The sequence below is a fragment of the Acidovorax sp. ST3 genome, from assembly GCF_003231145.1.
Taxonomy (GTDB): domain Bacteria; phylum Pseudomonadota; class Gammaproteobacteria; order Burkholderiales; family Burkholderiaceae_C; genus Acidovorax.
Map to the genome: position 1 here is coordinate 79,972 of NZ_QKVP01000004.1, position 22,681 is coordinate 102,652.

Annotated in this window: 21 protein-coding genes and 1 pseudogene; 12 read left to right on the top strand and 10 right to left on the bottom strand. The window is 65.6% G+C overall.

The features are described from left to right. Positions 1-2: 2 nt before the first annotated feature. Positions 3-611 (bottom strand): LysE/ArgO family amino acid transporter, encoded by a 609-nt coding sequence (locus DNK89_RS13080; RefSeq protein ID WP_110960464.1) that lies wholly within the window; start codon positions 609-611, stop codon positions 3-5. A 77-nt stretch (positions 612-688) separates the two neighbouring features. Here DNK89_RS13080 and DNK89_RS13085 point away from each other — a divergent pair, with 77 nt between their 5' ends. Next, entirely contained in the window at positions 689-1,576 is an 888-nt protein-coding gene (locus DNK89_RS13085) for a LysR family transcriptional regulator ArgP (RefSeq protein WP_110960465.1), read from the top strand. Positions 1,577-1,613: 37 nt separating this feature from the next. On the opposite strand, the gene DNK89_RS13090 is transcribed toward DNK89_RS13085, so the two are convergent. Next, positions 1,614-2,426: a siderophore-interacting protein gene (locus DNK89_RS13090; RefSeq protein ID WP_110960466.1), complete on the bottom strand. Its 813-nt coding sequence runs from the start codon at positions 2,424-2,426 to the stop codon at positions 1,614-1,616. Between the two features lie 75 nt (positions 2,427-2,501). Here DNK89_RS13090 and DNK89_RS13095 point away from each other — a divergent pair, with 75 nt between their 5' ends. From DNK89_RS13095 to DNK89_RS13120, 6 genes are all read left to right on the top strand, one after another. Next, positions 2,502-2,963, top strand: coding sequence for a MarR family winged helix-turn-helix transcriptional regulator (locus tag DNK89_RS13095; protein WP_110960467.1), 462 nt, complete (start codon positions 2,502-2,504; stop codon positions 2,961-2,963). 212 nt (positions 2,964-3,175) lie between these two features. Then, positions 3,176-3,688, top strand: coding sequence for a GNAT family N-acetyltransferase (locus tag DNK89_RS13100; RefSeq protein WP_110960468.1), 513 nt, complete (start codon positions 3,176-3,178; stop codon positions 3,686-3,688). A 48-nt stretch (positions 3,689-3,736) separates the two neighbouring features. Then, positions 3,737-5,002: an ABC transporter substrate-binding protein gene (locus DNK89_RS13105; protein ID WP_110960469.1), complete on the top strand. Its 1,266-nt coding sequence runs from the start codon at positions 3,737-3,739 to the stop codon at positions 5,000-5,002. 30 nt (positions 5,003-5,032) lie between these two features. Beyond that, entirely contained in the window at positions 5,033-5,539 is a 507-nt protein-coding gene (locus DNK89_RS13110; protein ID WP_110960470.1) for a phage tail protein, read from the top strand. A 13-nt stretch (positions 5,540-5,552) separates the two neighbouring features. Next, positions 5,553-6,068 (top strand): phage tail protein, encoded by a 516-nt coding sequence (locus DNK89_RS13115; RefSeq protein ID WP_110960471.1) that lies wholly within the window; start codon positions 5,553-5,555, stop codon positions 6,066-6,068. 33 nt (positions 6,069-6,101) lie between these two features. Next, entirely contained in the window at positions 6,102-6,608 is a 507-nt protein-coding gene (locus DNK89_RS13120) for a phage tail protein (RefSeq protein WP_110960472.1), read from the top strand. Positions 6,609-6,704: 96 nt separating this feature from the next. Here DNK89_RS13120 and DNK89_RS24570 read toward each other — a convergent pair whose 3' ends face one another. Then, entirely contained in the window at positions 6,705-6,986 is a 282-nt protein-coding gene (locus tag DNK89_RS24570) for a hypothetical protein (protein ID WP_203422260.1), read from the bottom strand. A gap of 637 nt (positions 6,987-7,623) precedes the next feature. On the opposite strand from DNK89_RS24570, the pseudogene DNK89_RS25030 reads away from it, so the two are divergent. Further along, a pseudogene (locus DNK89_RS25030) lies at positions 7,624-10,785 on the top strand (Ig-like domain repeat protein); the annotation flags it as partial. Between the two features lie 1,618 nt (positions 10,786-12,403). Here the strand turns inward: DNK89_RS25030 and DNK89_RS13130 are convergent. Next, a complete protein-coding gene (locus tag DNK89_RS13130; protein ID WP_110960474.1) occupies positions 12,404-13,273 on the bottom strand; it encodes a hypothetical protein in 870 nt (289 codons plus the stop codon). Positions 13,274-13,410: 137 nt separating this feature from the next. After that, positions 13,411-14,526 (bottom strand): alanine racemase, encoded by a 1,116-nt coding sequence (gene alr, locus DNK89_RS13135; protein ID WP_110960475.1) that lies wholly within the window; start codon positions 14,524-14,526, stop codon positions 13,411-13,413. Between the two features lie 156 nt (positions 14,527-14,682). Here alr and lplT point away from each other — a divergent pair, with 156 nt between their 5' ends. The 3 genes from lplT to DNK89_RS13150 all read left to right on the top strand — a co-directional run bounded on the left by lplT (position 14,683) and on the right by DNK89_RS13150 (position 17,726). Further along, positions 14,683-15,987, top strand: a complete 1,305-nt coding sequence (gene lplT, locus DNK89_RS13140; RefSeq protein ID WP_060985777.1) for a lysophospholipid transporter LplT — start codon at positions 14,683-14,685, stop codon at positions 15,985-15,987. A gap of 275 nt (positions 15,988-16,262) precedes the next feature. Next, positions 16,263-17,162 carry a DMT family transporter gene (locus DNK89_RS13145; RefSeq protein WP_110960476.1) on the top strand — a complete coding sequence of 300 codons (900 nt, stop codon included), beginning with the start codon at positions 16,263-16,265 and terminating at the stop codon, positions 17,160-17,162. A 75-nt stretch (positions 17,163-17,237) separates the two neighbouring features. Continuing rightward, the gene (locus DNK89_RS13150; protein ID WP_110960477.1) at positions 17,238-17,726 is read left to right on the top strand and encodes a glutathione peroxidase; all 489 of its coding nucleotides are present in this window, start codon (positions 17,238-17,240) and stop codon (positions 17,724-17,726) included. A 13-nt stretch (positions 17,727-17,739) separates the two neighbouring features. On the opposite strand, the gene DNK89_RS13155 is transcribed toward DNK89_RS13150, so the two are convergent. After that, positions 17,740-18,231 (bottom strand): GNAT family N-acetyltransferase, encoded by a 492-nt coding sequence (locus DNK89_RS13155; RefSeq protein ID WP_110960478.1) that lies wholly within the window; start codon positions 18,229-18,231, stop codon positions 17,740-17,742. A gap of 12 nt (positions 18,232-18,243) precedes the next feature. After that, entirely contained in the window at positions 18,244-19,464 is a 1,221-nt protein-coding gene (locus DNK89_RS13160; RefSeq protein WP_110960479.1) for an acyltransferase, read from the bottom strand. A 175-nt stretch (positions 19,465-19,639) separates the two neighbouring features. Here DNK89_RS13160 and DNK89_RS13165 point away from each other — a divergent pair, with 175 nt between their 5' ends. Further along, on the top strand, positions 19,640-20,578 hold the full coding sequence (locus DNK89_RS13165) for a LytTR family DNA-binding domain-containing protein (RefSeq protein ID WP_110960480.1): 939 nt from the start codon (positions 19,640-19,642) through the stop codon (positions 20,576-20,578). On the opposite strand, the gene DNK89_RS13170 is transcribed toward DNK89_RS13165, so the two are convergent. Genes DNK89_RS13170 through DNK89_RS13180 form a run of 3 tightly spaced genes read right to left on the bottom strand, consistent with a single transcriptional unit; the run spans position 20,568 to position 22,523 of the window. Then, positions 20,568-21,302, bottom strand: a complete 735-nt coding sequence (locus DNK89_RS13170; RefSeq protein ID WP_043565913.1) for a YafY family protein — start codon at positions 21,300-21,302, stop codon at positions 20,568-20,570. The two genes, DNK89_RS13165 and DNK89_RS13170, sit on opposite strands and share 11 nt — an antisense overlap. Positions 21,303-21,361: 59 nt before the next feature. After that, complete coding sequence (locus tag DNK89_RS13175; RefSeq protein ID WP_110960481.1) at positions 21,362-22,006, bottom strand: glutathione S-transferase family protein; 645 nt, start codon at positions 22,004-22,006, stop codon at positions 21,362-21,364. Between the two features lie 25 nt (positions 22,007-22,031). Then, positions 22,032-22,523 carry a GyrI-like domain-containing protein gene (locus tag DNK89_RS13180; RefSeq protein ID WP_110960482.1) on the bottom strand — a complete coding sequence of 164 codons (492 nt, stop codon included), beginning with the start codon at positions 22,521-22,523 and terminating at the stop codon, positions 22,032-22,034. Positions 22,524-22,681: the final 158 nt, after the last annotated feature.

The window sequence follows — 22,681 nt, forward strand, 5'->3', positions numbered from 1 at the left end:
TCTTAGCTTAGAGCCATCACCCCCGCCAGCACCAGCATGGTGGTCGCCGTCACCCCATCCAGCACCCGCCAAGCCGCCGGGGTGGCAAACAGCGGCGCGAGCCAGCGGGCGCCCAGGCCGATCAACAAGAACCACAGCGCGCTGGCCAGCGAGCCACCCGCCGCAAACAGTACACGCCCCCAGGCCGGGTACGGCGTGGCCATGGTGCCCAGCAGCACCACGGTGTCCAGATACACATGCGGGTTGAGCCAGGTGAGCGCCACCACCGTGGCCAGCGTGGTGCGCAGGCTGGTGCCGGGGCCGCTGGTGGCCACCAGCAACTGGCCGGGGCGCAAGGCGCGCGCGGCGGTCTGTGCGGCGTAGACCAGCAAAAACAACGCGCCCGACCAGCGCATGAGCTGCGCCCATTCGGGCCGGGCCATCAGCACGCCGCCCATGCCCCACACGCCCACCTGCAGCAGCACCGCGTCCGACAGCGCACACACCAGCACCACGGGCATCACATGCTCGCGCCGCAGGCCCTGGCGCAGCACAAACGCGTTTTGCGCGCCGATGGCCATGATGAGCATGGCGGTGGAAGTGAAACCGTGAACGAAGGCAGTGGAGACCATGGGCACGGATTCTGGCCAAGCGCATGCGTTGACGCCAGCTATACTTTTTAACGATCCGTCAGAATAGCTAACCATCCATGCAACTCGACTCCGCCCAGCTCAACGCCTTTGCCACGGTGATCGATGAGGGCAGCTTCGAGCGGGCGGCGGCCGTGCTGCATGTCACGCGCTCGGCAGTGTCGCAGCGCATCAAGCTGCTGGAAGAGCGCGTGGGCCAGGTGCTGGTGCGCCGCGCCACGCCCTGCACGCCGACCGAGGCAGGGCAGGCCCTGTACCGCCACGCGCGCGAGGTGGCGCTGAGCGAGGCCGACGCCCTGGCCACCATTGGCAGCGGACAGCACAGCACCACGCGGCTGGCGATTGGTGTGAATGCCGACTCGCTAGCCACCTGGTTCCCCGCCGCGATGGCGCAGGCGGCCGAGGGGCAGGCCATCACCTTCGAAATCCATGTGGAAGACCAGGATCATTCCGCCAACCTGCTGCGCGAGGGCCGCGTGATGGCCGCCGTGACAGCCGACCCCCAGCCCGTGCAGGGCTGCCAGGTGCTGCCGCTGGGCACCTTGCGCTACCGCGCGCTGGCCAGCCCTGCGTTCATGGAGCACCACTTTGCCCAAGGGGTGAACGCCAGCACGCTGGCGCAAGCGCCCATGCTGGTGTTCAACCGCAAGGATGCGCTGCAGGCACGTTTTGTGGGCCGCATCACGCGCCGCAAGCTCTCACCACCCGTGCACTGGCTGCCCGAGGCCCACGCCTTCGTCAAAGCCACCCGCGCCAGCCTGGGCTGGGGCATGACGCCCGACCCGCTGGTGGAGGACGACCTGAAGACCGGCGCACTGGTGGAGCTGATTGCGAACAAGCCGGTGGATGTGCCGCTGTACTGGCAGTGCTGGCGCCTGAACGTGCAGGCGCTGCAGCACATGACGCAAGCAGTGCAGAAGGCGGCGGCGCTGACGCTGCTGCGCTGAGAGGAAAGTCGAGAGTGATGCAGCAAGCAAGGGCCGACTACGCAGCGCTCGCCAGGTCCTCGTGGTGGTCCGCCGCCCCGCGCTTCCAGTAGGCGGAGATGCGCATGCGTTTCGGGTCCACACCCGGCTTGGCCAGCACGACGCGGCGCACGGCAGCCATGTCGCTGTGTTCGCCAGCGGCCCAGACAAAGCCCGCGCCGGGCGGCAGCGCCAGGGCTTCGACAGCGGCAGGCAGTGCGTTCACCCACTGCAGGTCCACCTGCGCCGCGCTCGCCAGCGTGCGCTGGTCGGCCGGGTTGTTCAGCTGGATGCGCACGGTGGCCGCCGCGCTGGCGGGCAGCTCGGCTAGGCGGCGGGCGATGGCGGGCAGCGCGGTTTCGTCGCCCAACAGCCAGTGCCAGTCAAAGCCCGTGGGCACCACCATGCTGCCGCGCGGTCCGGCAATGCCGACCCACTGGCCGACGGATGCGCTGGCGGCCCAGTCGGTGGCGGGGCCGACGTCGTGCAGGGCCACCTCGATGTCCAGCTCGCCCGCAGCGGCGTCAAAGCGCGCGGGGGTGTAGTCGCGCAGCCTGGGGCGCGGGCCGTCAAACAAGGGGCGGCCGTCCTGCAGCGTGGGCAAGGTGGGGCGGTCCTGCCCGGGCGCAGGAAGGATGAGCTTGAGGTGGTCGTCAAACCCGGCGCTCACAAACTCCGCCAGCTCGGGGCCGGCCAGGGTCAGCCGCACAAAGCCGGGGCTGACCTGGGTGCGGCGCACCACCTGTAAGTGACGCGCTTTCAAGGTGTAGCTCAAACGCGTAGTTGTCAGGGCGTCGGCCGAAGCGATAGAAGACAGGCTTTCGATGCTCATCAATTACAATAATGTTGATAAAATCAACCATATCATCCATCGATAGGTTGATTTTGTCAACATTCTGACTACGCCATGCACCAAACCGCGCCCCCCGCCGATGTCTTCGAAGCGATGCACGACCTGATGCACGTTTACCGTTCGCACATGGTGCGCGCCATTGCAGACATCCACCCGGAATTGACGATGAACGAGGTGCGTGCACTGAGCTTCGTGGGCCGCCGCAAGGGCGCAACTCAGAAAGACCTGGTTCGCCACAGCGGCGCCGACAAGGCCCAAGTAGCGCGCATGGTGGCGCAACTGGTCGAGCGCGGCTGGATCACCAGCACCCCCAACCCCGAGGATGGACGCAGCCGAACACTGGCTCTGAGCCCTGAGGGCCTAACCCTACAGGAGGCCGTGCGCGGTCTTCGACAGGAGGTATCAGCACAATTACTGGCCGGCTGTGATGCCAAAACCCAGACTCAGTTGCTGACGCTGTTGGAGAAGCTGCGCGACGACCTGAATGCTGTGCAAGCCCGCAGTCCACAAAACTGAATCGAGGTCGCAAAGCCCAAGAATTTCCTTGCAACGAAGAGATTCCGGTTGGCAAGAGGTCTGCGGCGTCAGGACCACGCTCTCACCATTCGGTAAAAATTTACGTGCAATCGTCAAGATTTGCATATATGTTCCACGGCCTGCGGCTCAGGCTGCGGTTTGGGGCTGCCTGGTCGGGTAGCAAGTCAGGTTTGTAGTAAGTAGGCGCGTCATTGACTCAGCAGCAACAGGTTCTCGCATTGCGTCCCGCTACGGAGCTGGATGAAGCATTCTTGTGCACTGTATATCGCTCAGTGCGAGAGCCGGAACTGCTGGCCATCGGCTGGCCGGAGGCACAGATTGCGGCCTTCTGCAACATGCAGCACCGGTTTCGCACAGCGGGCTACAGGGACTACAAGCCGCCGGTTGAATGCACCATCGTGCTTTGGGAAGACACGGAGGTGGGCATGCTGGCGGTGTGCCGCGATACGGAACGCTGGTTGCTGGTGAACATTGAAATTCTCCCTCATGCACGCGGCAAAGGTGTGGGTACTGCGGTCATCGCTCGCCTACAACGTGAGGCAGAGGCGGAAGGAGTCGGCCTACAGCTGCATACCAATTGCAACAGTCCCGTACTACGCCTGTACGAGCGCTGCGGATTTACCTGCGTCGCGAGCGAGGGAGATGTACAACGCATGGAGTGGTCATATGGAAGCCCATATGCATCCCATAAACACGTCAATTGACTGTCTGAGCCCGAAACTGATGGGCCTTTGAACGAGGATGAGAACTACATGAATTCGAAAGAATGCGCGCCGAAAGATGGCTTGACTCCAGAGTCGGAGAGCCGTCGCCGCTTCGTGACCCTGTCCAGCATCACCACGGCTTCCCTGGCGCTAGGCATACCGGGGGAAGCAACATCATCGGAGGGAACATCGCTCTATTCCCCCCACGAGGGCGCGAACACTGCTCCATTGCGGATTGGCATGTTGCTACCCGATTCTCAGGCATACCCTCCGCTGGGCGACGAACTCATGAAGGGGGCTCAAGTTTATGCAAGCTGGGCGCAGGGAGCCAACCTGCACATCATGCCCGTCGTTTACGGCAATCGCCCCAGCCAAGCCGAGAGTGCAGCTGCGGATCTGCTGGCCTCCAGCACGGTGGATGTACTGGCCGGATTTGTCTGTGCCAATGCTGCGGCCCAATGGGAACCAATGCTGGCTCGGTACGGAGTTCCGCTATTGGTTGGCGATGCTGGGGCCAATGCCCTGGCGCCTACAGCCCGCACGCCCTGGGTAGTGCGCAACAGCCTGGGCTACTGGCAGACGGCCTGGGCCACCGGCCGCTGGGCCGCCAAGGCGTTGGGCCCTCGGGCCATTGTGGCAGTGGGCCCGGCAGACAGCGCCTTTGACCAAATCCCCGCGTTCGAGCGTGGTTTCGCCTCGGCCGGCGGACGTGTACAGGATCTGCTGTTCACCGCAGCCCCAGACGGGACGAGTCGCCTGGAAGCTCTGGCCCAAAAGGTCCGCCAAACTCGGCCGGACTTCGTTTATGTCCTGGCGTCGGGACCCGATGCCAGGGCTTTCCGGCAGTTTTGGAACGCGTCTTACACAGCCTCGCAAGTGCCGCTGGTGGCAGCAGGCATGCTGGGCGAAGAAATGGCTGGCGCCGCGCTCGCGGCAAGCCAGGTTTGGGCCGCGCGGACGCATGCTGGCACCTCTGCCCTGGACACACTCGCCAGCGCCATACTGCCAACGCCGTTCCACCTTCTGGGCTTCGAAATGGCACAGCGCATGCACGCTGCAGCCATTCACGGTGGGGCGCAGGCACACGGCCTTGTGCTGGCCAAAGCCATGGCCCAAGCCGCGTTGCAAACCCCACGCGGCGAAGTACGCATAGATCCGACCACGGGCGAGACCCTGGCCCCCATTCATGTACAAGGCCTACACCGAGGCCCGGAACGCGCGGCAATCCCCTTGCCAGTAGCTGGTGCGACAGCATGCCAGGGGCTTTGCGATGTCCTGGGCAGCAGGGCACTAGGCACTTACCTCGCTACATAACCATCACCAACATCCACGGAAGCAATTGACATGGCACAACCATATGTGGGCGAGATCCGTATGTTTGCCGGGAATTTCGCCCCAGCGGGCTGGATGCTCTGCGCAGGCCAACTGCTGCCCATCTCCGAGAACGAAACACTGTTCCAACTCATCGGCACCACCTATGGAGGCGATGGGCAAAGCACCTTCGCGCTGCCTGATCTGCAGAGCCGGGCTCCCGTGCATGCTGGGAACGGGTATCTCCTTGCCGAAACCGGCGGAGTGGAGTGGGTCACGCTCACGTTCAATCAGATCGCCGCACACAACCATGCGCTGGTCTATGGCGTGGGCACCCAGGCGTCGCCCCAAGGCGGCATGCTGGGCATCACGCCCGCTAGAGATTTTCGCTATGCCTCGAACAGTACAAATCCAACGGTGCAACTCAAGGCCGACGCGGTGGAGTGGTCTGGTGGCGCCCAGCCCCACGACAACATGTCGCCCTATCTGGTCATAAATTTCATCATCTCTCTGTTCGGGATCTTCCCGTCGCCCACCTGAACCAGGAGCCCTCATGGCCGATCCCTTCGTGGCGGAAATCCGCATGTTTCCCTTCAACTTTGCCCCCAAGGGCTGGGCGCCTTGCAGTGGCCAGTTACTTCCCATCGCCCAGAACACCGCGTTGTTCTCGCTACTAGGAACAACCTACGGAGGCGACGGAAAAAGTACGTTTGCCTTGCCCAATCTGAATGGTCGCACTCCCATGGGACCGGGCCAAGGTCCGGGGCTGAGCCTCTATGACCTTGGCCAGAGCGGCGGATCAGAGACTGTCAGCCTGCAGGTGTCCGAGATACCGTCGCACACCCACCAGATCTCGGGGGTGGCGAGCATCGGAAACAGCGACGTGCCCGACGGGCCGCTGGCCCAGTCCAGCATCCGCTCCTCGGCTTACGCACCGACCTCAGACGCCACGATGGCAGCCGGCACCATGGCCGTAGCGGGTGGCGGCGCGCCCCACAACAATATGTCGCCCTACCTAACGCTGGGGTTTTATATCGCTACACAGGGCGTTTTCCCTCCCCGCACGTAGGCGCCCTCACAGACATTTCTTTCGGAGCATTCCATGGCTGAACCATTCCTGGGTGAAATCCGCATCAGCAGTTTCAACTTCGCCCCCAAGGGCTGGGCGTTGTGCAACGGGCAACTGCTGCCCATCAACCAGAACCAGGGGCTGTTCTCGCTGCTGGGCACTACCTATGGCGGCGACGGGCGCGTCAACTTCGCCCTTCCCGACCTGCGGGGGCGCCGCCCCCTGATGGAAGGCAATGGCCACACGCTCGGGGAACGTGCGGGCACGGACTCTCATACCCTGAGCCTGCAGGAACTGCCGCCACACACCCATGCCATCAAGGCATCCAGCGCAGTGGGTACCCAGGCCTCACCCGCCAATGGCTATCTGGCCTCCTCCAATGCGGATGTGCCTTTCACTGCGGGTCAGGGAAGCATTCTGGGCGGCACCTCCACCGCTGTCACCAGCATTGGGGGTTCCCAGGCCCACGAGAACCGCTCGCCCTTCCTCGTGCTGAATTTCATCATTGCGCTGCAGGGCATCTTCCCTTCGCAGAACTGATTGCACCGTAACCCACATAACTGGCCGCATTGGTGGCCCCGGTCCACGGACCGCACGAGGAGTTGATTTCATGCAACGATGGATGAATGCCTTGCGTCAGCGACCGTTGGCTGGCTTGGCTGCGCTGGCAATCGCCCTGTTCACTACAGGCTTGGCACACGCCGGAACAGTGACGGTCACGAGCGACAAGGACGATGGCTCAGGCGGCTGCACGTTGCGCAATGCCATTGCAAGCACCAACGCGGGCAGCGCCCAAATGGGGTGCACGGGCGCGGACGCCGGCCCCAACACCATCGTTTTCGCAAGCGCACTGGACGGAAAGCTGATTACGCTGATCGGATCTCTTCCATTGAGTATCACCCGTTCTTTGACCATCATGGGTTCCGGAGTAGCCAACACCAAGATCGAAGGTGGGCCGACGAAAAAAACAGGCAGGCAGGTATTCGACATTCCGCCGGGTAGTGCGATTGCGGTCACTATCAGCAATCTCACCGTCCAGAAAGGCAGCGCCTTGGCCAGCAGCGGGTTGAGTTCCGGAGGCGGCCTGTTCATCTCAAGTGGGGCCACCGTCACGCTCAGCAACTGCGCCTTCATCGACAACTACGCGGAATCCAGCGGCGGCGCGATCGAGAACCGGGGCACACTGGACATCACTAACTGCACCTTCACTAGCAACGAAGCGCGCGGCGAAGGAGGCGTGATCCGCAACATTGGTCTGCTCACGGTGAACGGCAGTACCTTCATCACGAACAAGGCTGAACGCGGCGGTGCCATCTGGATCAGCCACCCTTCGACCACGATCAATATCAACACCTCCAGCTTCACCGGCAACATCGGCTTGAGCAGCAGTGGCGGTGTCATCGCCTACGGCGGCGCGCTGATGAATGCCGACGAAAGCGGTGCCACGCTGGTGCTCGGCAGCAACAGCGTTGACGGCAGCAACAACGCCGGCGGCAACGGCGATGTGGTGTGGGAAGGCAATCCCATGGTCAACGTGCAACCCACCACGCCGGTCATGGTGGGAAGCGCTGCAGCGCTGGCGGTGCAGGTGCGCGGCCCCTACTATCCCGCCACGGGCACGGTGCGCCTGCGCTCCGGCCTGCAAGCCATCGCAGGATGTGCTCCCCTGACCTTGACCGGGCAAGGCGATGCAGGCTGCTCCACCAGCAGCCTGCTGCTGGGTGTGCATACCATTGCAGCCGACTACTCGGGCGACAGCAACCACGCCAGCGGTTTCTCGACGGGCGTTGTCCAGGTGGTGAATGGCTACACGAACCAAGACACGGCCCAGATCAAGGTGACCGGCCCGGCCAACGCAACGGTTTGGGTGAACGGAACAAATGTCGGCACGCTCGATGCCAACGGCACGCTGCTCACGACCGTGAACACGCCCGGGCCCGACGGCGCCAAGAGTTTCGCCATCGAGACCCGGGCCGGCACCACGGTGTTGACCAGCAGCACTCTGAGCGTCACGCGCGACACCGTCAAGCCCGCCTGGTCAGACCTGCAACCAGCCAACTCAGGCTACCTGAAGGGCTCCAGCATGCTGGATTACCAGCTCAGCGAGAACGTGACCAGCGCCAGCATCAGTTTCAGCCGTACCGGCGGCACGGTGGACCCCACGACCCATACCTGCAACTTGCAAGGCAGCGCTCTACTGGCGGGCGCTCACAGTATTGCACTTGCTGCAGGCAACAATGGCTGCAGTGCCAACACAGCACTGGTGGAAGGTGCCGTCTACACGCTGACTTTCGTCGCGACAGATGTGGCGGGCAATGTGTCCACCACCACCACGACCACGGGCGTCACCTACGACACCCTACCACCCGTATTCAGCGCGCTGTCCCCGGCCTCGGGCGGTGCACTAAAGGCCGACAGCAAGTTAGGCTTCACACTGAGTGAAGCTGTCACCACAGCCCGTATCACGGCCACGCGCACTGGCGGCACGGCAGACGCTGGCTCACCCCATACCTGCACCCTGCAGGGCACGGCACTGGCCGCCCCAGCCGGGGCGCGTCAGGTGGCGTTGACCGCCGACGCCAACGGCTGCGCAGCTGCACTCCACCTCGTCGATGGCGCGGCATATACCTTGGCCTTTGATGCCGCTGATGCCGCCGGCAACACCGCCGCTACGGTACAAGTCACCGACATCACCTACGACACCACCGCGCCCACGGCCCAGCTCAATCTGCCGGCCTACAGCACGGCGCGTAACGTCCCTATCGGCACTGCCTTCAACGGGACAGACACGGGTTCGGGCATCGCCACCGATGGCTACTGCCTGCAGGAAACCAACGCCGTGGGCAGCTGCACCTGGGGTGCGCAACCTGCCAGCTTCTCCTTCGCCAGCGATGGACCCAAGACGCTGTACGGCTTTGTGCGCGACAAGGCGGGCAACGTATCCGCCACCGTCAGCACCAGCTTCTCGGTGGACACTGGCGTGCCCGTCGCTCCAACGCTAACCACCACGCCCGCCTGGGCCACCGGCAATTCCACGCAGGTGGAAGTACAGGGCGAGGTTGGTGCGAAGATCTTCGTGAACGGTGTAGACACGGGACTGACCGTGGGCGCCAGCGGCAAGACCACCATCACTCTGAACACCAGTGGCATTGCCGAAGGGCAGCGCCAGACCTTCAACATCGCGCTGAGCGACGCAGCCGGCAATACCAGTGCAGCGCTGAGCGTAGAACTCACGCGCGATGGCACCGCCCCAGCATTCAGTGCCATTACACCGATCGCCAATGGGTCACTCAAGGCCGACAGCAAGTTAGGCTTCACACTGAGTGAAGCTGTCACCACAGCCCGTATCACGGCCACGCGCACTGGCGGCACGGCAGACGCTGGCTCACCCCATACCTGCACCCTGCAGGGCACGGCACTGGCCGCCCCAGCCGGGGCGCGTCAGGTGGCGTTGACCGCCGACGCCAACGGCTGCGCAGCTGCACTCCACCTCGTCGATGGCGCGGCATATACCTTGGCCTTTGATGCCGCTGATGCCGCCGGCAACACCGCCGCTACGGTACAAGTCACCGACATCACCTACGACACCACCGCGCCCACGGCCCAGCTCAATCTGCCGGCCTACAGCACGGCGCGTAACGTCCCTATCGGCACTGCCTTCAACGGGACAGACACGGGTTCGGGCATCGCCACCGATGGCTACTGCCTGCAGGAAACCAACGCCGTGGGCAGCTGCACCTGGGGTGCGCAACCTGCCAGCTTCTCCTTCGCCAGCGATGGACCCAAGACGCTGTACGGCTTTGTGCGCGACAAGGCGGGCAACGTATCCGCCACCGTCAGCACCAGCTTCTCGGTGGACACTGGCGTGCCCGTCGCTCCAACGCTAACCACCACGCCGACCTACGCCGTGGGCAGCACCACCAGCACCACGGTGGTAGTGCTCGGTGAACCCGGTGCCCAAGTCTGGGTCAATGGTGCCAACACTGGTCTGGTCATTGACGGGACGGGCAAGGTCAGCATTGCGCTCAACACAAGCAGCATTGGCAACGGTCAGCACCAAGTCTTCAATATCGACCTGCGCGATGCAGCAGGCAATATCAGCGCCGTGCTGGCCCTGGACCTGGCGCGGGATAACACCGCTCCCGTTTTCAGTGCCCTGACCCCTGCCAGTGGTAGCGCCATCAAGCTCGGCAGTACCCTGGGCTTCACGCTCAGCGAGCCTGTGGCCAGCGCCCGCATCACCGCTACCCAGACGGGCGGCACTGCCGACGGCGCGTCCCCCCATACCTGCACCTTGCAAGGCACTGCCCTCAATGCAGGCGCTAGCGCGGTGGCACTGACCACTGACGCTAATGGCTGCATGACACCGCTGGGACTGGTGGATGGAGCCGTGTACACCTTAGCGTTTGACGCCGCCGATGCGGCTGGCAACGCCGCCGTCACCTTGTCGATTACGGGCGTGAAATATGACATATCCGCTCCAGCAGCACCAGTGGTCACCTCCCCAGCCAACAACGCATCCGGCGAGGGATCTTCACTGACGATCACCGGCACGGCTGAGGCCGGCAACCGCGTGGAAGTCTACGAAGCCGCGACCCTGCTAGGCAGCGCAACGGCCACGGGCGGTAACTTCTCGATCACCTTAGGTGGCCTGAGCTTCGCCGCGCACCACCTCACGCTCAAGACCATCGACAGTGCAGACAACGAGAGCGGCACGACGGCCCTGGTCTACACAGCTCAAGCCCCCAGCGGTGGTGGTGGCTTGCCGCCTCCCAATACGGTGACACAGGGCAGCGTGACTGTGACACCAGGCTTACCGGTTACCGTGGGCGGCAACGTACAGGTGACGGCCTCGCCGGGTAGCACGATCACGCTCACTCCACAATCAGGCGGCTCTACGATCACACTGCCTCCAGCCGGTGGCAACGGTGGTTCTACCGCTACGGTAAGCGTGGTGATTGGTGGCCAGACCTTCAGCATCCAGCCGCAGCAGAGTGCTGCCACGGTGCTGAGTGTTGTGACACTCATCGGCGCCAATGGCCAACCACAGGTTGCACTGGTTCTCAATCCCTCGACCTCAGGCGACTCCCAGGTGACGCTGAGCGGCACAGTAGGTCAGGGCACGATCGTGGCTCTGCTGTCTACCCCTACCGGGAACCTGCCGCTGACGACGCTTGGCGATGGTCCGGTTACGGTCACGCTGTCGACCACTCCTTCTTCTGTGGTGGGTACGCCTCAATCGTGGACTGTGTTTGTGGGGGATGGTCGCATTTCGCTGCCGCCCCTGGCCAGCGGCAACGGGGCGGTCACGGTCTACAGCGGTGAAATGGCTCACCTCGATGACACCGGCAGGGCGCTCAATGTGCGACTGGGCACGGTGAGTGGCTCGGGCCTGGGTGACCCGGTACCTCGAACAGACCTGCCGGCTGGCATCAACGCCAATGTGGGCTTTGTGCGGCTGGCTGGAGTTGCAGCGAGGACCGGCGGGACGACTGCGCTGGAAACTTTGATCAACACGGCCCTGTCTTCGGTTGGAATTGTCAGTACGCCCCAGACTGCCAACGGCGACATCCTTTGGACGCTGGGCGGTGTGACCTTGCCAGTCACGCCTCTGGAAGTGAGAGTGGATCCTGGCCGCCCAGATGGCGTCACGGTGGCCGACGACGGCAGCATCGAAGTAGCCACCGCCGGACTGGTGACCCGGTTCGGACCAGCGTTGGAAGCACTGCCTGCGATGGGTCAGACCCTCACGGCGCTCGGCGCCACGACTGTGATGCAACCCAATGGCGCCTTGCGCATCACGCTAGGCGACACCGTCTTTCAGGTGCGGCCACAGTGGGTGCCCATGGGCCGAACGGGCAACGCACCGGGATTTGCCTTTCTGAGCACAACTGGCCTAGTGTTCTCAGACGCCAGAGGCATAAGCCAAGCGCTACAGGGCGATGTGGCCGACCATCAAGGCTTTACCAACCTGCTTCATTCTGTACTCGGCACCAATGTCGCGCTACGCACGGGACTGGACCAGCAAACTGAGCTGGTGGTGGCAGGCCAACGCTACAGCCTGACGCCCGACCTAGCCCTGCTTGCTGCAGCCGCGGGCCCTGCCGGTAGCAACTGGTGGTTTGAGGGCGACAAACTGTTTGTTCGATACACGAGCGGTTTGGTGCAAGGCTTTAAGGTGACGGCGCGCTGAAGGCACCCAGTTCAGCCCCCACATTTGCCCAGTGGAGGGGGCCGCCGCCTTAGGAAGGCGACGTACTGGTCATTGAAGGCAGACGCTGTGGGGTTGCCGCAATGATTGAATGCGCACCCCAGCTTGCCAAAGCAGGGCAATGTCAGTCTTGACGCAACACCCGCAACGCCTCGGGCAGCGAATGCACATGGGGCAGGAAATGGTCGATGGTGGCGCCCAGCAGCACGGCGCAGACCAGCGCGCCGAGCAGCGGCTTCCAGGTCAGCCGCACGGCGGCGCTGAGCCAGCCCTCGCGCTCCACCCCCACAGCAGCGCGGGCCGTGGCCACTGAGAAGGCAATCTCCACCGCCACCGTGAGCAGCACATCCCAGCCAAAGAACAGCATGGCGAGCGAGCCCGCGCCCAGGATCAGCGCCGCGCCAATGAGAAAGATGGCCACCACGGGCACGACCACCACCGCGCCCTCGTCGGCGCTGCCCAGCGCATCGGCCGCGCCCCCGGCAATGTCGCCCAGCACGCTGGTGTCGCTGCTGGAGCCGCCGCTGGACAGGCCTTGCGTCCACCCGCCGCCAAAGTCCCCCGATGCGCCACCGCCGCCAAAGTCGCCCCCGCCCGTGCGCGGCAGGGGTACCTGGCCGCCCCCCGAGGGGCCATTGCCACTGGGCCAGGAGATGTCGGGCAATTCCACACTGCTGCCGTCGCCCGGCGACCCGTCCCGACGCACCAGCCACGCCGCCCACGCGCGCAGCACCAGCAGATAGCCGACGTAGCCCACCGACAGCGTGACTAGGTACCGCAGTGCCAACGAATCCACGCCCAGCACCATCTGCAGGTGCGAGGTGGCCCACATCAGCAGCAGCGTGAAGCTGCCGATCAGCAACCCATGCCAGCGCAGGCTGTAGCGCTGCTGCAGGGTGCGCGCCACCGCGCCGTGGTGCGGCATGCGCACCGAGCGCCAGGTGGAACTGCTTTTCTTCTTGGAACCGGAGGAATTGCTGCGGGATGTGGCCATGAAAATAGCGCGCTGCGCATAGTGGCAAACAGACGGCGCCATTTCACACCAGTTTGCGGCCACCCCGCGCGCAGCCTATGCCCACTGCGTGAACTTCTGCGCGAACCGCCGGGGCAGACAGAGAGGGAGGGCGGACGTCAGGCCCCGCCGTCCACCGCCACCGGAACGCGCTGCGCCAGGGCGCACATCAGTTCATAGCCCACGGTGCCTGCGGCCTGCGCCACCTCGTCGATGGACAACACCACGCCATTGCTGGCGCGGCCCCACAGCGTGACCTCGCTGCCAAAGCCCACATCCACACCCGCCTGCTGCAGGGGCGTGAGGTCCACGGTCACCATGTCCATGCTCACCCGCCCCACCAGGCGCGTGCGCACGCCATTCACCAGCACCGGTGTGCCGGTGTCGCAGTGGCGCGGGTAGCCATCGGCGTAGCCACAGGCGGCGATGCCGATGGTGAGCGGGCCGTCGGCCGTGAAGCGCGAGCCATAGCCCACGGTGTCGCCCGCCTGCAGCTGCTGCGTGGCGATGAGTCGGGTGGACAGGGTCATGGTGGGTTGCAGCCCCCAGTGGCTGGCGTTGTGCTCGGGGAAGTCGGGCGCGCTGCCGTACACCACGATGCCCGCGCGCACCCAGTCGGCACGCACGCCCGCATCCTGCGCGTGGCGCAGTGTGGCGGCACTGTTGCTCAGGCTGCGCTCGCCGGGCAAGTCCTGCGCGGCGGCGTTGAAGGCCGCCATCTGGTGCGCGATGCCGCGCGGGCCGTCGGCGTCGCTGAAGTGGGTCATGAACGAAATCTCGTCCACCTGCGGCAGCGCATTGAGCCGGGCCCACGCGGCGCGGTAGCGCTCGGGCGTGAAGCCCAGGCGGTTCATGCCCGAGTTCATCTTGAGGAACACCCGGTGCGGCACCTGCGTCTTGTGGGCGGCCAGCATATCGATCTGCTCGTCACAATGCACCGCATGCCAAAGGCCCAGGCGCGAGCACAGCTCCAGGTCGCGCGGCTCGAACACGCCTTCGAGCAGCAGGATGGGCCCGCGCCAGCCCAGGTGGCGTACGCGCTCGGCCTCGGCCAGGTCCAGCAGGGCAAAGCCGTCGGCGCCGCGCAGGCCTTCGTACACCCGCTCGATGCCATGGCCGTAGGCATTGGCCTTGACCACCGCCCAGACCTTGGCGTCGGGCACCGACCGGCGCACGCGCTCCAGGTTGTGGTGCAGGGCCGTGGTGTGGATGGTGGCAGCAATGGGACGGGGCATGGGACAGACCTGATGAAGCGAGGGATTTACCTGGGGACCAGCGCCGGATTCTGGCACTGTGGCCGTTTATCCGCGTGATATAACCGCCTGTCCCTCGCTACGATTCCTCACATTTACCAGGGCATCAGCCCAACTGATGCTCTCACCAGCCATTCGATGAAGCGCGGTTTTTACACCATCATGTCGGCGCAGTTTTTCAGCTCGCTGGCCGACAACGCACTCTTCGTAGCCGCTGTGGAACTCCTGCGCACCGGAGGCGCCCCCGAGTGGCAGCGCGCGGCCCTGGTGCCCATGTTCGCATTGTTCTATGTGGTGCTGGCCCCCTTCGTCGGCGCCTTTGCCGATGCGCTGCCCAAGGGCAAGGTCATGTTCGTCAGCAACGCCATCAAGGTGGCGGGCTGCCTGATGATGCTGTTCGGCTCCCACCCGCTGATCGCCTACGCCGTCGTCGGCCTGGGGGCTGCAGCCTACTCGCCCGCCAAGTACGGCATCCTGACCGAGCTGCTGCCCGCGTCGCAACTCGTGAAGGCCAACGGTTGGATCGAGGGCCTGACGATTGCATCGATCATCCTGGGCGTGCTGTTTGGCGGCCAGCTGGTGGGGCAGCAGTTGTCGGGCCTGCTGCTGGGCTTTGACTTTCCGCTGATCGACACCGGTGTGGACACCCCCGCCGAGGCCGCCATTGCCGCGCTGATCGCCGTGTATGCCCTGGCCGCGTGGTTCAACACCCGCATCCCGCACACGGGCGTCGAGATGCGCCCCCTGCGCGCCGACCCCTCGCGCAGCGTGCTGGCCAACACCCTCAACCTGCTGCCCGACTTCTGGGCCTGCAACAGCCGCCTGTGGCGCGACAAGCTGGGCCAGATCTCGCTGGCCACCACCACCCTGTTCTGGGGCGCCGGTGGCAATCTGAAGTTCATCGTACTGGCCTGGGCGGCCGTGGCCCTGGGCTACAACACCACGCAGGCCTCGGCCCTCACGGGTGTGGTAGCCATTGGCACCGCTGTGGGTGCCGTGGTGGCATCGATGCGCATGCGCCTGGACATGGCCACCCGCGTGATCCCGCTGGGCATTGCGATGGGGCTGCTGCTGATCCTGATGGTGTTCATCAGCAACATCTGGCTGGCCATCCCCTTCCTCATCGTGCTGGGCGGCCTGGGCGGTTACCTGGTGGTGCCCATGAATGCGCTGCTGCAGCACCGGGGCCACAACCTGATGGGCGCGGGCCGCTCGATTGCCGTGCAGAACTTCAACGAGCAGGCGTGCATCCTGGGGCTGGGGGCGTTCTACAGCCTGTCGCTCAAGCTGGGCCTGTCGGTGTTCGGCGCCATCACCACCTTCGGGCTGGTGGTGGCGGGCATCATGTGGGTCATCCGCCGCTGGCACCAGCGCAACTGCGTGAACCACCGCGACGAGGTGAACCACCTGCTGGACATCGCGCGGCACGATACGCATCACTGAGAAGCCCCCCTGAGCGGCTGCGCCGCTTCCCCCGAGGGGGACGCACCCGGTAGCCTGGAGCTATGGAAGGCTCCCCCTGAGCCGCTGCGCGTCTTCCCCCTCTCTCGCTGCGCGGGAGGGGGACGCACCCAGTGGCCTGGCAAAGCCAGTTCCACGGGGGCACGGGCCTTGAAGCGTGCCAGTTTTAACTGGCTGTGCAGCATCGAACCATTTGCTACATAATTTATAGCTATCAGCGCATATTCCACTAGCGCTACCGCCTGTTTCTGCCTTCAATGCACTCTCCACTCCCTTTCGCCGCCCTGCTGTTCAACGCCTTTGTCTGGGGCCTGGCGTGGTGGCCGTTCCAGCACATGCACCAGGCGGGGCTGCACCCCTTATGGGCCACGGCCTGCATGTATGCGGTGGTGTTGCTGGCCCTGCTGGCCTGGCGCCCCGGCATCCTGCAGCAGGTGCGAGCGCATCCGCAGCTGTGGCTGCTGGCGCTGGCCTCGGGGCTGAACAACGTGGCCTTCAACTGGGCCGTGACCATTGGCGATGTGGTGCGCGTGATCCTGCTGTTCTATCTGATGCCCGCCTGGGCCGTGCTGCTGGCCTGGCGCATCCTGGGCGAGCGCCCTACCCCTGCGGCACTGCTGCGCCTGGCGCTGGCCTTCGCGGGCGTGGTGCTGGTGCTGCTGCCCGAGGGCGCACCGGCATCGCGCCTGCTGCAGAACCTGTCGCTGGCCGACGCTCTGGCGCTGCTGGGCGGGTTCATGTTTGCACTCACCAACGTCACACTGCGCCGCCTGCACACCGTGCCGGGGCCCGCGCGCATGTTTGCGATGTTTGGCGGCTGCATGCTCATGGCCCTGGCGGTGGCCTGCATCGGCCTGCAAGTGGGTGTGGTGGAGCCCTTCCCTGCCGCCAACGCCACCTGGATCGTTACCGGCCTGCTGCTGGCCGGGGTGCTGATGCTGGGCAACTGGGCGTTGCAGTTTGGCGCTGCGCGGCTCGCGGCAGGCACCACGGCGCTGGTGATGTTGTCGGAGGTGATGTTCGCCAGCGTGTCATCGGCACTGCTGGGTGCGGCCACGCTGAACACGCGCACCGTGCTGGGCGGGGCGCTGATCCTGCTGGCATCGCTGCTGGCCGCACTGCAATTCCGCCGGCCGGGTGCTGCGGGCCCTCATTGATGGATTGACCCGCAGGCGCACAGGCATCTGCAGCTGTGGCTACGATGGCCCGTCATCCCCACCCGGAGAACCCGCATGCCCACCAGCATCTACGACTTTGACGCCCAACAAATGAACGGCAAGGCCGTGCCCCTGTCGCAGTACAAGGACAAAGTGCTGCTCATTGTGAACACCGCCAGCGCCTGCGGCTTCACGCCCCAATTCGGCGGGCTCGAAGAGCTGCACAAGGAATATGCCGACAAGGGCCTGGTGGTGCTGGGCTTCCCCTGCAACCAGTTTGGCGCCCAGGACCCCGGCAGCAACGACGAGATCGCCAGCTTCTGCCAGCTCAACTACGGCGTGAGCTTTCCCATGATGGCCAAGATCGACGTGAACGGCGCCAACGCCTCACCCCTGTACCAGTGGCTTACCGCAGAGGCCCCGGGCCTGCTGGGCAGCAAGGCCATCAAGTGGAACTTCACCAAGTTCCTGGTCGGCAAGGACGGCCAGGTGATCCGCCGCTATGCGCCGCAGGATACGCCGAAGAAGCTGGCGGGGGATATTGAGGCGGCGTTGGCCGCCTGAATCACTGACCTGTTCAGTCTGCGGCAGCCGCCAGGGTAGGCAGCCACCGGCAGGACACCCGCTCTCGGCCCGTCACCGGATGGGCGTCCACCAGCCCTTCCACCAGGCCGTGGCGGGCATAAAAGCGCCTCGCACCGCTGTTGGCGGTTGCCACATGCAAGGTCCAGCCACCCGGGCACAGGCGATGCGCCTGTTGCAGCAGTTCGGCCCCCACGCCCTGGCCCTGCCAGTCGGGGTCCACAAACAGCTGGTGCACATGGGCCTGGGCAGGGTCCAGCACCAGGAACGCCGTGACCTCGGGGCCTTCGGCACGCACCAGCGTTACACACGGCGGGCCGAACTCCGCGCGGACCCGCGCCTCCCAATGGGCGAGCGGGGCCACCAACGCCACGGAAGGATTGGCGGAGCACCAGGCCCGGCGCCAGACGCGGGCCAGGGGCGTGCAGTCCGCGTCGGTGGCGGGCCGCAGAAGCGGCAACAGGGATACCGGAGCACGAACGGTCATGCCAGGATTGTGTCAGCCCATCGGGGGCTGGGCCTGTGCCCGCAGGGCGACTCCCGCACGGGGCGCAGACGGCCCTCTCACACCCGGCAAACCGAACAGCGGCCGCAACCACCGTACGCGCCACACCACCGCCGTCAGCGCCCAGCACAGCACCACCGTCCCAGCCACCAGGGCCAGTGGCTCTGCCACCGGCCCCAGTTGCGCTGGCGCCAGCCACACCGCCAGCACGATGATGGCCGTCTGGTGCAGCAGGTACCAGGGGTAGACCGACTCGTTGGCCCAGCGCAGCCAGGGCCAGGGCCGGTTGAGGCGGTGATGCGCCCAGCCCAGGATGGCCAGCAGCGTCGTCCACAGGTAGCCGTCTGCCAGCACGCGCAGGGGCAGACGCGCAGCGCGCAAACCGTGTTGCTGCGCCGCTCCCAGCAGCCCCAGGTAACAAACCAGCAGCACCACCGCCAAAACGAAGGCGCGCCAGCGCAGGCGCACGAATTCCGCCCATAGACCGGCATCCAGCCCGATCCAGTAGCCGTAGACGAACACCGTGAAGTACACCGCGTGCAGCCAGGCATCGTGGATCAAATCGTGCGTGGGCGGGAAATGCGGCCACAACAGCACCGAATACAGCGCCAGCGGCAGCACGGGCACCCCGATCAGCGCCACGCCCCGCAGACCGGTGAACGCCCGGCGCACACGCTGCCCGGCCGTAGCTTCGGCCAGGGGCAGCAGCACGGCCAGCACCACGGTGTAGACCCACAGGTAGGCCAGGTACCACAGGTGGTTCCAGGTGACGCCCGCATGCCATCCGTCAAATGCGCCCGGCGGCCAGGTGCTGCCGCTGTAGTAGCGCAGCAGGAACGCACCGAAGCCCGGTGCGATGAGCCCTTTGGCCACGCCCTGCGCGTACGGCTGGTAGGGCACGATGACCGCCATGCCAAAGGCCAGCGGCACCAGCAGGCGCAGGCTGCGCAGTCGCACCAGCCCCGCCACCGACTGCCCCCGCCGCACAAACCCGAAGGCGAGGCCAGAGATCAGGAATACCAGGTCCATGCGCCAGAGATTGAGTGCCCGCATGGGCGCCTGCAGCCATTCCGCAGCGTGCGGGCTTTTGAGGTGCCAGTGCCAGTCGACCACGTAGTACATGGCCACGTGGTACAGGATGACCAGGGCAAAGGCCAGCGCCCGCAGCGCGTCGATGTCATGGCGGCGGACGGGGGTGGAGGCACAGGAGGACATAGGCATGGCATCACAAATGCAAAAGGAACACAGGGGCTGATGCTGCGGCCCCGCCCCTGCGCCCACCACGACCAGGGGACGAGTTGGGGGGCCTTTGGGACCAGCGGTGGGCGGCCGGGACGAATCGCAGCCGTCCCGGAGCCACAGCAGCCCAGCCCTGCCTACACTTGCCCCCATGACCGCCCCCGCCGCGCCCGCCTGGATCGACCGCTACCCCCACGACCGCGCCCTGCGGCGCCGTGCTGAGGTCTGTTTTTGGGCCGTGGTGCTGCTGGTGCAGGCGGCCTTCAACACCGTGGTGACCCGGATCGAACTGCGCAGCGCTGGGCAGGCCGTGGCCGCGTGGGAGCCCCTGCTGTGGGAGCTGACGAGCGCGCTGGTGGTGGCGGCGCTGATCCCGGCCGTGGTGACTTTCGAGCAGCGCTTTGTGCTGCGCTGGGGCACGCTGCGGCGGCACCTGCCTTGGCATGTGCTGGCCAGCGCGGCGTATTGCACCATGCACCTGGCAGGCATGTGGGCGCTGCGCTACGCGGGCTATGCAGCGCTGGGCGAGCACTACCAGCCGCCCGGCTGGTGGGCGCAGTGGGGGTACGAATACCTGAAGGATGTGCGCAGTTACACACTCACTGTGTGTGCGCTGGTGAGTTACCGCTTTTTGCTGCTGCGCCTACAGGGCGAGGCCCGCGTGCTGGATGCGCCCGAGCCCCCCTCCCCGCCTGCACTCCAGGAACACGCCCCGGCCCCGGATGCCACCGCGCCGGACGATCCGCTCGGCCCCCCATCACCGCCCGCGCAGCGCCCCGAGCGCTTCCTGGTGCGCAAGCTGCGCCGCGAGTTCCTGATCGCTGCGGGCGATATCGCCTGGCTGCAGGCCCAAGCCAACTATGTGGGGCTGCATGTGAACGGGCACGACTACCTGCTGCGCTCCACGCTCACCGACTTCCTCACGCAGTTGGACCCTGCGCGTTTTGTGCGCGTGCACCGCAGCTACGCCGTCAACCTGGATGCCATTGCCGTCATCGAACCGCTGGACAGCGGCGACGCGCGTTTGGTGATGAAGGATGGGAGCAGCGTGCCGTGTAGCCGCCGGTACCGCGACGGGCTCAGGCATTGAGCCCCGGCGTTTTCGCGCCCCCCCATTCGGGTGGGCCCTCGGCCATCTCGGCCTCCACCTTGCGCAGCAGGTCGGCCAGGGTCTTGCCGGGCTCCTGGCGGAACTGCTCCTCCAGCACCACCAGACCCACGATGCGGTCGATGCGAAAGCCGCGAAAGTCGTTGCGCAGCTCGCACCAGGCCGACAGCGTCCAGACCTTGCCCCAGTAAAAGCAGCCCAGCGGCCGCAGGCGGCGCAGACTGGGGCGGCCGTGCACGTCGGCGTAGTCGATCTGCACCATGTGGCGGCTGTGCACTGCCTCGCGCAGCGCCTGCAGGTGGGACTGCACGCGGGGGTCGAGCCCCACCGAGGGCGCGTACAGCGCCTGCGCCTCGGCCGCGACACGCGCCGCCGGGGGCAGCACGGACAGGATCTTGCCCAGCGCCATCTCCACCTCGCGGGCCAGGCCGGCGTCCAGCCAGGCCTGGGCCAGGCGGGCCGCCGCCACCAGGGCATTGGCTTCGCCCTGGCTGAACATCAGCGGCGGCAGGTCAAAGCCCGCGCCCAGGCGGTAGCCCACACCGGCTTCGCCCTCAATGGGCACGCCCTGGTGCTGGAGGTCCGCCACGTCGCGGTAGATGGTGCGGGCCGAGACTTCGAGCCGCTCGGCCAGGAAGGCGGCGGTGGACAGGCGCCGCCCCCGGATGAGCTGGACGATCTGGAACAGGCGGTCAGCGCGACGCATGAACGTAGCCCCGGGGGCGAACTGCCGCCGACCGCTTGGGCCGTATCAGGTCGCAAAACTCAGCCATGGCCTTTGCTCTGCTGCACCAGTGCGTCGTCGATCTGGGATGCGCACACGAATGCGGGGCGCTGCATGAACGGCTGCGCATACCGCTCGAACGCCGGGCGACGTTCGATGGTGCCGAACTGCATGCCCCAGATCAGGTGCGCGCCCACATATAGGTCCACTGCGGTGAAATGGTCGCCGCAGAGGTACGGCCCCTGGCTCACGGCTTGCTCCAGGGTATTCATCACATCGGCGTAACTGCCGTAGCCCACCATGGCCGCGCGTTCGGCGGGTGCCAGCAGGTTCAGCGCCTTGGCGGTGGCGGCGCTTTCCAGAGGGCCGGCGCAAAAGAACAACCAGCGGTAGTACGCAGCGCGTGCAGGCGTGCCCACAGCCGGGGCCAGCGATTTGTCGGGGAACAGGTCGGCCAGATAGGCGCAGATGGCCGCCACCTCGGTGACCACCGCCTGCCCGTGCCGCAGTGCAGGCACCTTGCCCATGGGGTTGATGGCCAGGTAGTCGGGGGCCTTCATGGTGGTGCCGTATTCGAGCAGCACGGTGTCGTAGGGCACACCACACTCTTCCAGCATCCAGCGCGCGGTGCGGCCTCGGGACATGGGATGGGTGTAGAACGTCAGGGCAGCGGCAGATGTGTTCATGGGTGAGGCTCCTGGTTCGGTGAGGTCATGCGCGCGGCGCACCGGGGGCGATGCCGATATGGATGGCTACGCGGTCCGGGCCTTCGTACAGCTCGAAATCGGTGCCAAATCGCCGGGGCACCTGCGGGTGGGCCGCAAAGTAGCGCCATACCTCGCCCCAGGCATCGATCACCATCTGCGGCATTGTGCCGTGGCCGTGGAACACCAGATAGTCGCCCGCCTGCACCGCGATCTGCACGGCCCCCGGCACCGGGGCAACGGGTGGCGGCACGGCCACGCCGGCGGTGACGTCAAAGGCGCCGTGTTCGTCAGATTCGTAGCCGCTGTAGACGCCGAAGATGCGGCCCTCTTCGCCACGGCCGGGCAGGGTGCGCTCCCAGCTTTGGCTGAAAAAGCGGTCCCACAGGGCGCCGATGCGGGCGGTGGCGGGGTCCATCTCGTCGCGGTTGCAGGTGCGCACCGTCAGTCCTACAACGTGGAACGCAGCCACCGCAGTGCGGGTGGGGGTGGTTGTCATGGTCGAGCTCCTCTCTCTGTGTTGGGCCCGGCATGTTGCAGCCCGGCTGCTGACAACATGGTGTCAGTAGCCTGTCGGCAGCGCTGTCACGGAACGTGACACACGCTGGCGCAGACAAGGGCGCGCTTCAGATCCATGTCAGGACTCACGACAAGGTG